The organism is Algibacter luteus, from assembly GCF_900141715.1.
Taxonomy (GTDB): domain Bacteria; phylum Bacteroidota; class Bacteroidia; order Flavobacteriales; family Flavobacteriaceae; genus Arenitalea; species Arenitalea lutea.
This window is the reverse complement of sequence record NZ_FQYK01000002.1, coordinates 40,657-52,904: the sequence shown is the minus strand read 5'-3', so window position 1 is coordinate 52,904 and position 12,248 is coordinate 40,657. Positions and strand designations below refer to the sequence as shown.

Below are 12,248 nucleotides of genomic sequence, written 5' to 3'. Positions count from 1 at the left end.
ACCAGCACCATTATATTGAAGATCTAATCTGGTGATTTTACCATCACATTCATTACAATCATCTCCGCCACCAGGAGGCGTTTCAACTGGGCATAATTCGCCACCATTACGACTAGCGCCACCAATAACAGAGAAATCTCCGAATATAGATCCAGGACCAATTTCTACAGAACAACTTGTATGAATTTTTTGTGCAACTGAACCGTTCACAGAAATAATAATTTCTGTACCTAAAGTTCCTTTATCATCTTTCCCAGAAAAGGTAAATGTTTCACCTGCGTTAACATTTCCAGAGAATGCAACTAAACCATCTTTCTTTTGAACTATTTCTATATAGGCAGAACCAGCACCATTATATTGAAGATCTAATCTTGTGATTTTACCATCACATTCATTACAATCATCTCCGCCACCTGGAGGCGTTTCTACCGGGCATAATTCACCGCCCTCTCTACTTGATCCACTAATAACTTCAAAATCTCCACTAATTAATCCAGGACCAATAGGTTCAGAACAACTTGTATGGATTTTAGTATTTTCAATATCATTTACATAAATTTTAATTTCAGTTCCTAATGTTCCTTTTTTGTCGTTACCAACAAAACTAAAAGTTTCACCAGGAGCTACATTGTCCTCAAAAACAATTTTACTACCTTCTTCACCTTCTTTTTTAGTTTCCACTCTAATGGTAGCTTCTTGGTCACCATTAAATTGTAGTTCTAACTCGGTTACTTTTCCTTCACATTCAAAACATTCCTCCATTACTTTTTCAGGAACGTCTACTGTATATATTATAGATTGAATTATTTGATTAAGTTGGTTACGTTCATTAGCAATAAACATAAGTGCTACTTGTTGGCCACATTCAGGTTTGAAATTTTGCCCTTCTGCAACAGCAGCATCAACAATTTCCATAGCTACTGCTTCTAAGGCAGCCCTATTTTGTTTCCAACCATCCTTAACATCTCCTGTTAAATAAAAACAATTAACACAATTGTTATCATCTAAAAGTTCCCAAATAGCCCATTGAACCATTCCGTAAGTATAAGTTTCTCCTGATATTGAACTTACTTTGCCAATAAAATCTTGGTTAAGAATCCAGTTTACAAGAGGGAAATTTTGTGGATTTTCAAATTCTTCAGTTGGAAAATCTTCATAACTTGAATACACATTAAATTCATAAGGCCCTTCAACTTCTAGATATCCATCAACATCTCCACACCAACCTTGAAGCCCTGTAGCTGCTAGGTCTGTATTTAAAATATCAAAATCAAAATATGCATCATCACCAGGGTTTGCAGTAGTTTGAATACTTACTGAATTTGGTAAACTAGCATGTAGAGATTCAAAGTCTGGTTCGCAACTTGCCGTAAGTTGAGAGGACATTGAAAATGACTGCAGTGAATCTTCTTGTAAATCAAGTAATTCATTTTGGCATGAAAAGAATAGAAAAACTATCCCTAAAAGCGTAAAAATTTTTGTTTTCATAATTGAATTGAGTTTATTAATAGCATATTTGATAAGTAAATTAATTTCATGAGCAGTCACACTAATGAGAGAATTAATTAGAAAGTGGACTTCATGTAATCACAGTAATAACGCAAAAGTATTAAATGCTTTTATATGAAAATAATTAGTTCGTTAAATTGAAAAAATATAACGATTATTAGATGAGATACAAATAATTAAGGGTTAAAAGCTATTTTTTATTTAGTTTAATCGGTTGCTTTATTGTTCAATCAGAGATATTAAAAATAATAATAATTTTAATTTGATGCAATTAGTTTTAGGTTATAAAAACTACGAGGTATTTTTTTTTGTTAATTTGTGTATGATTAAATTATTAGAAAAAGCAAGGTATTATTCATTCTGGTTTATTGATTTTTTGAAAGGGGGTAAAGTAAAAAATCACTTTAACGATATAAAGTTTATTTTAGAGAATTTTGATACTGATGAATCAAAAAAAAGAAGAAGTAACTATCAAATAAAACTTCTTGAACATGCTGTGGACACTGTGCCATTTTATGAAGCCTATAAAGGTTTTACATGTCTCTCTGAATTCCCAATTGTTAATAAACTTATATTAAGAGAGAATTTGGAAAATTTTATTTCCGTAAGCTATAAAAACAAGCCAAATTTCGAAGTAAGCACGAGCGGGTCAACAGGCACACCGCTGTTAGTTTATCAAGATATAAATAAAAAACAAAGAAATACAGCAGACACATTATATTTTGGAGAAAAAGCTGGGTATAAAATTGGTCAGAAACTATTTTATTTTAGAGCTTGGGGAGGCATTCTTAACAAAAGTGTTTTAGCATCTTTTCTTCAAAATGTTAAGACTGTTAATGTTAAAAATTTAGATAAGGAAAGTATACGAAAATTAATACATAATATAACAACAGGGAATTCGACTAAAGCTTTTATAGGTTATACATCTTCTTTCAGAGAAATTTGCAAATATTTAGACTCTATAAATTCTGGACCTATAAAAGCTAATATTAGTTCTATGATAGCTAATGCCGAACCTTTAGGGGAACCTACCAAAAATGCGGTAAAGAAATATTTTGATTTTGATATTTTGTCTCGTTATTCGAATATGGAAAATGGTATTTTATCACAACAAATGAAAAATGAAGGCAGTAATTTTCATATAAATTGGGCAAGTTTTTTTATTGAAATATTAGACCTAGAAAAAAATGAACCAGTAAGTCATGGCACTTTAGGAAGAGTCGTGGTAACCGACTTATTTAATTATAGCATGCCTATTATAAGATATGATACTGGTGATTTAGCAGTAATTAATATTGATCGTAATTATTTTAATGGTGCTCCTTCTTTTTTTAAAGTAGAAGGCAGGAGAATGGATACCATCTATGATACTAGAGGTAATATTATGACGACCGTAGTTTACGAGTTAGAATATTTTCCTGAATTTAAACAATCTCAATTAATTCAAGAAGGTGAAAAAGTATATCTTGTTAAAATTAACATAGAAGGTAAGTTTAAACAAGAAGAAAAATTAATTAATATGTTAAAAAAGTATTTAGGAGAGGACGCTATCGTTAGAATTGAATATGTTAATGAAATACCTCAATTGTCATCTGGAAAAATGAAGCTAACCATAAATAAATATAATCCATAGTTTTTAGAGTTTTGATTCTTTATAATGTTTCAATAAAATTTTTTGGGATTTAAAAGGTCATGCTTCATTTTTATTAAGCACTTTATTCCTTTAATTAATATTTTTTAATATGATAATAGATTTAAGAAGTGATACCGTAACAAAACCGACACAAGGTATGTTGAATGCGATGATGAAAGCTAAAGTAGGCGATGATGTTTTTAGAGAAGATGAAACAGTCAATATACTAGAAGATAAAATAGCAAAAATGTTTGGGAAAGAGAAGGCTTTATTTTTTCCAAGTGGCACCATGGCAAATCAAACGGCATTAAAACTTCACACCAATCCCGGAGATCAGGTTATTTGCGATAAATATGCCCATATTTACAATTATGAATCTGGAGGAGCCTCTTTTAATAGTGGCATTTCATGTAAATTAATTGATGGAAATAGAGGAATGTTTGATTCAAATCAGGTTATTGAAGCGATAAACCCAAGCGCATATTATTATAGTAAAACCAGTTTAGTTGAAATTGAAAACACTACTAATAAAGGAGGAGGTGCTTGCTGGAATTTTGATGAAATCTTAAAAATTAAGAAAGTTTGTGATGAAAATAATTTAAGGTTTCATTTGGATGGCGCCCGATTATGGAATGCGTTGGTTGCTAAAAATCAATCCGCTGAACAGTACGGAAAAGTTTTTGATACCATATCGGTCTGTTTAAGTAAAGGTTTAGGATGCCCTGTTGGTTCTTTATTGGTTGGAAATTCTGAAATTATGAATGGCGCTCTAAGAATAAGAAAAATTTTCGGTGGTAATATGAGGCAAGCTGGTTATATAGCTGCCGCTGGATTATATGCATTAGATAATAATATTGAAAGGTTAAAAGATGATCATAAAAGGGCAAAAGAAATTGAGGAATCTTTATGTGAATTAACCTTTATTAAATCAGTTGAGTTAGTTGAAACTAATATTGTAATTTTTGAGCTTAATGACGATGTTGATGAGGCCTTATTTTTAAAAAAACTAGCAGATAACAATATTTATATAATAAGTATGGGAGGTAGGAAGTTAAGAATGGTAACACATCTGGATTATACAGAATTAAAGCATGAAGAATTGTTAAAACAACTAAAAAGTTTGTAAGTATACAAGTATTTAATTTTTTAACTATTGTAAATAAAAAAAGAGGCATTTTAAAAAATACCTCTTTTTAAAAAATTATACTAATATTTTATAATTAGTGTCCACTGTAACTATATCTGCATGAACTATAGTATTTACAACTCCAGTGTCTGTAACATTTATTGTAATCTGGCTTAACATACTCACAAAGTTCGCCTCCGTTGCTGCTTTCACCACTAATAACATTAAATACACCTTTAGTATATCCGGGTCCTATATTAATATCACAGTTTGTTTTAATTTTAGTATAGTAACATCCGTTAATATAGATGTAAGCATATCTACCAAAAGTACCATCATGGTTAGCGCCTTCAATTGTGAAAGTCTCACCAGCTTTTACCGTTTGGCTAAAGATTTTTACACCATAACATGTGTTTTCTTTTCTTTGGTAAATTTTAATGTATTTATCACATCTCCAATCGAATTCTAATTCTAATTTAGTAACTTTTCCTTCACAATCACTACATGGTTCTTCTTTTTCAGGAACATCAACCATACCGATTATTGATTGAATTAATTGACTACTAGAATTGGTATCTTTTGCAACATAAATTATAGCAGCTTTCTCACCACATCCTGGTACAAAACCTTCACCATTAGCTAAAGCAGCATCAACTAACTCCATAGCCACAGCTTCTAAAGCTGCTCTATTTTGTTTCCATCCATCTTTAACATCACCCGTTAAATAAAAACAATTTACACAATTTCTTTCATCTAAAAGTTCCCAAATTGCCCATTGTATCATTCCATAAGTATAAGTTTCTCCAGATATTGGGCTTACTTTACCTATAAAATCTTGGTTCATAAGCCAGTTTACTGCATCGAAATTATCTACACTTCCAACTATTGGAGTACCTGTAGCAGTTGTTAAACCACTTAAATCTTCATAACTTGAATATACATTAAAATCATAAGGACCTTCATTACCTTCTAAATATCCATCAACATCTATACACCATCCTTTAAGGTCTGTAGCTGCTAAGTCTGTATCTAAAATGTTAAAATTGAAATATGCATCAGCAGCAGGATTTAATGTGGTTTCAAGGCTTACACTTTCAGGTAAGCTTAACTCTAATGCTTCTAAATCAGGAGTACAAGAAGATGGTATTGGCGTACCTTCTTGTGTTGAGTTACTTGAAAGAGAAAAGCTCAATTCTCTAGTAGGCATAATTTCACTGTTGCTGTCTAATACAAAAGATGTATCTTCTTCACCATCTGAAACTAAAATTTCGTCTTCCATAGCTAGTTCGTCTTCAACTATTGAAGAAGCTCCCTCGGTTAGTGTCTCATTTTGACACGAAGCAAATACAACAAGTATTGCCAATAAAAAAAGTTTGGTTAAATTTTTCATATTATAATATTAGTTTTTACAATTTACAGAAACAAATATAGCGGAAGGGTAAAGCTGATATTAGATTTTTAGACAAAATACCAAACTATCAGTTTTGTGAAATTTAGATTACATTTTGTCGATAATTTTTACATTTCATAAGTGATTAATGAAATAATAAAATTATAAGAATGCACTTTAAAGGTTAGATAATCATGTAATTATCATAAAGAAGTGCTTTGGTTTGAATAATTACACTCAAAACGGAGTAAAAATTAAAAAAACTTCAAGAAGGCTTTGTTTTTATTTAAACATGTCCATTCCAGGAATATTAGGTAATCCTTCCTTAGCTGCCGCTGCTAATTCAGCTTCATTAACCTTAGTTGCTTTTTCTAAGGCTTTATTTAAGGTAAGAATTAAATAATCTTCTAATTGCTCTTTGTCTTGAAGTAATTCGTCATCAATCTCTATAGATTTTATAGTTCTGTTTGCAGTTAACGTAATTTTTAACTTATTATCATGACTTGATTCATCAATTAAAACCGTATCTAAACGCTTTTTAGTTTCTTCAACTTTCTTTTGGGTTTCTTTAAGTTTTCCCATCATATTCATCATATCTCCAAACATAATTTTTAAATTGATTATTTAGAATACAAAACTATTTAATTTTTCTATTTTTGAGGGCTTAAATTTTTAAGAATATTAATCAACTTAATTGATGATAATTATGCAAGCTCCGAAAGCCAAAAAAACACCTACAGAATTAACAGTTCATGGAGATACTAGGATTGATAATTATTATTGGCTAAATAATAGAGAAGCCCCAGACGTTATCGATTATTTGAATGCTGAAAATGCATATACCAAACACATGATGCGTCATACCGAAGCATTTCAGAAAACTTTATTTGAAGAAATGAAGTCTAGAATTAAGGAAGATGACACATCGGTGCCTTATAAATTAAATGGTTATTGGTATTTAACGAAATATAAAAAGGGTAATGACTATCCTATTTACGTGCGAAAGAAAGAAAGTTTAGATGCAGAAGAAGAACTTTTGTTTGATTGTAATGAGATGGCAAAAGACCATGCTTATTTTAATTTAGGCGGAATTTCTATAAGTCCAGATAACACGTTAGTCGCATTTTCAACCGATACTGTTAGCAGGCGACAATATACTATACAGATAAAAAATTTAGTTACTGGCGAGATATATCCTGATAAAATCTTAAATACCACAGGAAGTGCAACTTGGGCAAATGATAACAGAACATTGTTTTATGCCATGAAAGACCCAGTAACGTTGCGTGCTCATAAAATATTCAAACATAAATTATTTTCTGATAGTAAATCCGATACAGAGGTATATCATGAAGTAGAAGAATCCTTTAATACGTTTGTATATAAATCAAAATCAAAGAAATACATTATAATTGGGTCTTCAAGTACACTTTCTTCAGAATATCGTTTTTTAGATGCTAATACTCCCGATAATGAGTTTAAAGTAATTCAAAAAAGAACAAAAAATTTAGAGTATAGTATTGCGCATTATCAAGATAGTTTTTATATCATAAGTAATATTGATAAATCAACAAATTTTAAAGTATGTAAAACAAGCGAAAAAGCAACCGAAAAAGAACATTGGCAGGATGTTATTCCACATAGAAATAATGTTTTAATTGAAGATATTGAAATTTTTAAAGACTACTTGGTTGTAAACGAACGTGAAAACGGGCTTAATAAATTAAGGATAATGAGTTGGAATGGAGAGGAAGATTACTATTTGCCTTTTAATTCTGAAACGTATACAACATATATTGGTAATAACCCTGAATTTGAAAGTAATTTGCTGCGTTACGGTTTTAACTCCTTAACATCTCCAAGTTCTGTAATCGATTATAATTTTAAAACAAAAGAAAGTCAAATAAAAAAAGAGCAAGAGGTTTTAGGTGGTACTTTTAATAAAGATAATTACGAATCTAAACGAATATGGGCTACTGCAAGAGATGGCGTGAAAATTCCAATATCCTTGGTTTATAAAAAGGGTATAAAACTGGATGGTAAAAACCCACTGCTTCAATACGCTTACGGATCTTATGGTTCAACTATTGACCCTTCTTTTTCAACCATTCGATTAAGTCTGTTGGATAGGGGCTTTATTTATGCCATTTCACATATTCGAGGAGGTGAATATTTAGGACGAGACTGGTACGAAAAAGGAAAATTACTTACCAAACTTAATACATTTACCGATTTTATTGATTGTTCAAAATTTTTGATTCAGGAAAAATACACCTCTAACAAGCATTTATATGCATACGGAGGGTCTGCAGGTGGTTTGTTAATGGGTGCCATTATAAATATGGAGTCAGATTTGTACAACGGTGTTTTGGCAGCAGTTCCTTTTGTAGATGTTGTTACCACAATGCTTGATGATACTATCCCGCTAACTACTGGCGAGTATGATGAATGGGGGAATCCTAATGATTTAGATTACTATAATTACATGAAATCTTATTCGCCATACGACAATGTTAAAACTAAAGCATACCCAAATATGCTTGTTACCACAGGTTTACATGACTCACAGGTGCAATATTGGGAACCGGCAAAGTGGGTAGCTAAACTTAGAGACTTAAAAACAGATTCCAATAAATTACTCCTGCATACCGATATGGAATCTGGTCATGGCGGGGCTTCAGGTCGTTTTGAAAGTTTAAAAGAGGTCGCTTTAGAATATGCTTTTTTATTAGATTTAGAAGGAATTCATGGCTAATAAAAAAAAAAGTTTTATTTTTGTTCGGTTTAAACTGTGTTTGTGTATTTAAAAAACACGGCAGTTTTAAAGAGCTTATATGAAAAACAGAAATCAAGTATTTGATAATGTATTAGATTTAGTAGGCAATACTCCGCTTGTTAAACTTAATAAAATAGCTTCCAAGTTTAAAGGAAACTTTTACGCGAAAGTAGAATCTTTTAACCCTGGACACTCATCTAAAGACAGAATAGCACTTTACATCATTGAAGAAGCCGAAAAGAAAGGTATCCTTTCTCCAGGTGACACTATTATTGAAACTACCTCAGGTAATACTGGTTTTAGTATTGCTATGGTAAGTATCATAAAAGGTTATGACTGTGTATTGGCTGTAAGTTCTAAATCGTCGCCAGACAAGATAGACATGTTAAAAACGATGGGAGCCAAGGTTTATGTATGTCCAGCACACGTTAGTGCAGACGATCCGCGTTCTTATTACGAGGTTGCAAAACGTTTACATAGCGAAATCAAAGGATCGGTTTACATCAATCAATATTTCAATCAATTAAATATTGATGCACATTATAAATCTACAGGTCCTGAAATTTGGGAGCAAACTGAAGGTAAAATAACACATTTACTAGCTTGTAGCGGAACAGGTGGAACTATTTCTGGTACAGCAAAATATTTAAAAGAGCAAAACCCAGATATTCAAGTCATTGGTGTTGATGCATTTGGTTCTGTTATCAAGAAATATCATGAAACTAGAGAGTTTGATGAAAAAGAAATTTATCCATACCGAATAGAAGGTTTAGGTAAAAACTTAATTCCTACAGCTACAGATTTTGATGTTATTGATGAGTTTGTAAAAGTAACAGATGAAGATAGTGCTCACACCGCGAGATTAATTGCAAAAACTGAAGGAATGTTTGTTGGTTATACTTCCGGTGCCGTAACTCAGGCCTTATTGCAATTGGGTGAAGAGGGACGATTTAAAAAAGGAGATAACGTAGTCGTAATATTTCCAGACCATGGTGCAAGATACATGAGTAAGGTTTATAGCGATAAATGGATGAATGAACAAGGTTTCTTTGATAGTGTCAATGAAGCCGCAGCTCAAAATATTCAGTACATAAAATAGATTACAAAAATTAAAAAAAAAGAGACTATTTTTTACTTGAAAGGTAATAATAGTCTCTTTTTATATTTTGTTAATAATTGAGCATTAAAAATTATGTTCAAAGCAGATAAATAATTAATTTTGCAACAACTAACTAAGGACTAAGGCTTCTTGAATTTTTAAATACTAAAGTGTTTATATCCCAATTAAAAAGCAATTATCTAGTTGTAGTTATGTCTTAATTTTAATAGCAATAAGATTTACTAAATGAAAGATTTATTCGAAAAAATTTATAAAGACAAAGGACCATTAGGAAAGTGGGCGTCTCAGGCTGAAGGTTACTTTGTGTTTCCTAAATTAGAAGGAGAAATTTCAAATCGCATGAAATTTCAAGGGAAAGATGTTATTACATGGAGTATTAATGATTATTTAGGATTAGCAAATCATCCAGAAGTTCGTAAAGTAGATGCTGAAGCAGCTGCGCAATATGGCTCTGCATATCCCATGGGAGCAAGAATGATGTCTGGTCATACAGATTTACACGAAAAGCTTCAAAACGAGTTGGCGTCTTTTGTGAATAAAGAAGCGGCTTATCTTTTAAATTTTGGTTATCAAGGTATGGTATCTACAATAGACGCTTTGGTTGCTAAAGATGATATTATAGTTTACGATGTCGATGCACATGCTTGTATAATAGATGGAGTACGATTACATATGGGTAAACGATTTACCTATAAGCATAATGATGTTGAAAGTTTAGAGAAAAACTTAGAGCGAGCTACAAAAATGGCAGAACAAACAGGCGGAGGTATTTTGGTTATCTCTGAAGGAGTTTTTGGAATGCGTGGTGAGCAAGGTCGATTAAAAGAAATAGTAGCACTTAAAAAGAAATTTAATTTCAGATTATTTGTTGATGATGCACACGGTTTTGGTACGCTAGGAGCAACAGGCGCTGGAGCAGGAGAAGAGCAAGGCGTGCAAGATGATATTGATGTGTATTTTGCAACATTTGCTAAATCATTAGCAAGTACAGGAGCTTTTATTGCTGGCGATCAAGAAATTATTGATTATTTAAAATATAATTTACGTTCTCAAATGTTTGCAAAATCATTGCAGATGCAATTAGTTGTTGGTGCATTAAAGCGATTAGATATGCTTAGGACTATGCCAGAATTAAAAGCAAAATTATGGGAGAATGTAAACGCATTACAATCTGGTTTGAAAGATCGTGGTTTCGATATTGGAACCACACAAAGTTGTGTTACGCCAGTATATTTAAAAGGTAGTATTCCTGAAGCTATGGCTTTAGTAAGAGATCTTCGTGAAAATTACGGAATCTTCTGTTCTATAGTAGTTTATCCTGTTATACCTAAAGGGTTAATTTTACTTAGATTAATACCAACAGCAACACATACGTTACAAGATGTAACAGAAACATTAGATGCTTTTGATGCGATTAGAGATCGTTTAGAAAACGGAACTTATAAGCGTTTGTCTGCAGCATTAATGGCGGCAATGGGCGAGTAGAGGAATTCATTATATGGTATAAAAAATCCGATTCATTTGAATTGGATTTTTTTGTTTTTATTATTAAGCTAAATCTTTTTTGAATGTTTTTCTGCGACGGTAAACTTCAGGATCAAAGTGTTTCCATATTTTATGAATGGCTTCGTTATCTTCTAATTCTGGTGTTCTAAAACAGGTTTCGATGCCTTTTGCTTTAAATGTTTCGTAATATTCGTTAAAAATAACAGCATGTACACCTTTGTTTTGGTATTCTGGATGAATTCCAATGAGATAAAAAATAACATCCTTACTGTTTTTTTTAGCTTTTAAAATGTGTTTAAAACCAAATGGAAACAATTTGCCTTTAGCTTTTTGTAAGGCTTCGGCAAATGAAGGCATAACAATAGCGAAACCTATCATGTTGTCATCTTTATCCACAATAAACTTAATGTATTCTGGATTTATAAAACTTATAAATTTCTTTTTAAAGTATTCTTTTTGAATATCATTTATGGCTACAAACGAAGATAAAGATGCATAACTCTCATTAAACAAGTCAAACATCTTGTCGGCATAAGGCATAACTTCCTCTGTCTTGGTAAGTTTTAAAGGTGTTAATTGGTAACGCCTTTTAATAAGTTCCTGAGCTTTTTTAAAAAACTCTGGTTTTACATTTTTAAATGGAAATCTACTTTCAGAATAGGACTTTTCAACTTTGTAATTGGCGGCTTCGTAATGTTTTATGTAGTATTCGTAGTTATACCAAGTTACCATAGGTGCTATGGAATCATATCCTTCAGTTACTACGCCAACTTTGTCTAAGTTAGAAAACCCAACAGGACCTTCTGTGTATTCAAGTCGGTATTCTTTTCCAATTTTTTCAACTTCATCTAAAAGGGCTTTCGAAACTTCTAGGTCATCAATAAAATCAAACCAGCCAAAACGCATTTTTTTTTGATTCTGCTTCTTAATTTCAAGCCAATTTACTATGGCTGCTATTCTGCCAACAATTTCATTATTCTTATAAGCTAGAAATAATCTCGCTTCCGCATCATTAAAAACTGGGTTTTCTTTTTTGCTAAATGTTTTTATTTCCTGACTGATAATTGGAGGCACCCAATATTTCGAGTCTTTATAAAGCTTAAAAGGAAATTTTACAAAAGCTTTAAGCTCTTTTTTAGATTTTACTTCTTTAAGTGTAATCATAGTGTTATGATACGAATTGCTGTT

9 protein-coding genes are annotated in these 12,248 nt (G+C 31.7%); 5 read left to right on the top strand and 4 right to left on the bottom strand.

Going from position 1 to position 12,248, the window contains the following annotated elements; all coding sequences use genetic code 11:
• The coding region (locus BUA46_RS15075; RefSeq protein ID WP_218587869.1) for a thioester domain-containing protein at positions 1 to 1,488 on the bottom strand (1,488 nt) is incomplete at its 3' end.
• Between the two features lie 343 nt (positions 1,489 to 1,831).
• On the opposite strand from BUA46_RS15075, the gene BUA46_RS03750 reads away from it, so the two are divergent.
• Complete coding sequence (locus BUA46_RS03750; RefSeq protein WP_143148069.1) at positions 1,832 to 3,142, top strand: phenylacetate--CoA ligase family protein; 1,311 nt, start codon at positions 1,832 to 1,834, stop codon at positions 3,140 to 3,142.
• 109 nt (positions 3,143 to 3,251) lie between these two features.
• Positions 3,252 to 4,268 (top strand): threonine aldolase family protein, encoded by a 1,017-nt coding sequence (locus BUA46_RS03745; protein WP_019388755.1) that lies wholly within the window; start codon positions 3,252 to 3,254, stop codon positions 4,266 to 4,268.
• A 94-nt stretch (positions 4,269 to 4,362) separates the two neighbouring features.
• Here BUA46_RS03745 and BUA46_RS03740 read toward each other — a convergent pair whose 3' ends face one another.
• Together BUA46_RS03740 and BUA46_RS03735 are read right to left on the bottom strand one after the other, a co-directional pair.
• Positions 4,363 to 5,658 (bottom strand): hypothetical protein, encoded by a 1,296-nt coding sequence (locus BUA46_RS03740; RefSeq protein WP_019388754.1) that lies wholly within the window; start codon positions 5,656 to 5,658, stop codon positions 4,363 to 4,365.
• A gap of 282 nt (positions 5,659 to 5,940) precedes the next feature.
• On the bottom strand, positions 5,941 to 6,264 hold the full coding sequence (locus BUA46_RS03735; protein WP_019388753.1) for a YbaB/EbfC family nucleoid-associated protein: 324 nt from the start codon (positions 6,262 to 6,264) through the stop codon (positions 5,941 to 5,943).
• A gap of 91 nt (positions 6,265 to 6,355) precedes the next feature.
• On the opposite strand from BUA46_RS03735, the gene BUA46_RS03730 reads away from it, so the two are divergent.
• The 3 genes from BUA46_RS03730 to capB all read left to right on the top strand — a co-directional run bounded on the left by BUA46_RS03730 (position 6,356) and on the right by capB (position 11,039).
• A complete protein-coding gene (locus tag BUA46_RS03730; protein ID WP_019388752.1) occupies positions 6,356 to 8,413 on the top strand; it encodes a S9 family peptidase in 2,058 nt (685 codons plus the stop codon).
• Between the two features lie 79 nt (positions 8,414 to 8,492).
• Positions 8,493 to 9,533, top strand: coding sequence for a cysteate synthase (gene capA, locus BUA46_RS03725; RefSeq protein ID WP_019388751.1), 1,041 nt, complete (start codon positions 8,493 to 8,495; stop codon positions 9,531 to 9,533).
• 246 nt (positions 9,534 to 9,779) lie between these two features.
• Positions 9,780 to 11,039, top strand: a complete 1,260-nt coding sequence (gene capB, locus BUA46_RS03720; RefSeq protein WP_019388750.1) for a cysteate-C-fatty acyltransferase — start codon at positions 9,780 to 9,782, stop codon at positions 11,037 to 11,039.
• A gap of 63 nt (positions 11,040 to 11,102) precedes the next feature.
• On the opposite strand, the gene BUA46_RS03715 is transcribed toward capB, so the two are convergent.
• The gene (locus BUA46_RS03715; protein ID WP_019388749.1) at positions 11,103 to 12,224 is read right to left on the bottom strand and encodes a hypothetical protein; all 1,122 of its coding nucleotides are present in this window, start codon (positions 12,222 to 12,224) and stop codon (positions 11,103 to 11,105) included.
• Positions 12,225 to 12,248 lie beyond the last annotated feature (24 nt).

What these genes read in the sequence shown, in the direction of transcription:
- BUA46_RS03750 (WP_143148069.1), top strand. Translation starts at nt 1,832, where the DNA reads ATGATTAAATTATTAGAAAAAGCAAGGTATTATTCATTCTGGTTTATT.
- BUA46_RS03745 (WP_019388755.1), top strand. Translation starts at nt 3,252, where the DNA reads ATGATAATAGATTTAAGAAGTGATACCGTAACAAAACCGACACAAGGT.
- BUA46_RS03740 (WP_019388754.1), bottom strand. Translation starts at nt 5,658, where the DNA reads ATGAAAAATTTAACCAAACTTTTTTTATTGGCAATACTTGTTGTATTT.
- BUA46_RS03735 (WP_019388753.1), bottom strand. Translation starts at nt 6,264, where the DNA reads ATGTTTGGAGATATGATGAATATGATGGGAAAACTTAAAGAAACCCAA.
- BUA46_RS03730 (WP_019388752.1), top strand. Translation starts at nt 6,356, where the DNA reads ATGATAATTATGCAAGCTCCGAAAGCCAAAAAAACACCTACAGAATTA.
- capA (WP_019388751.1), top strand. Translation starts at nt 8,493, where the DNA reads ATGAAAAACAGAAATCAAGTATTTGATAATGTATTAGATTTAGTAGGC.
- capB (WP_019388750.1), top strand. Translation starts at nt 9,780, where the DNA reads ATGAAAGATTTATTCGAAAAAATTTATAAAGACAAAGGACCATTAGGA.
- BUA46_RS03715 (WP_019388749.1), bottom strand. Translation starts at nt 12,224, where the DNA reads ATGATTACACTTAAAGAAGTAAAATCTAAAAAAGAGCTTAAAGCTTTT.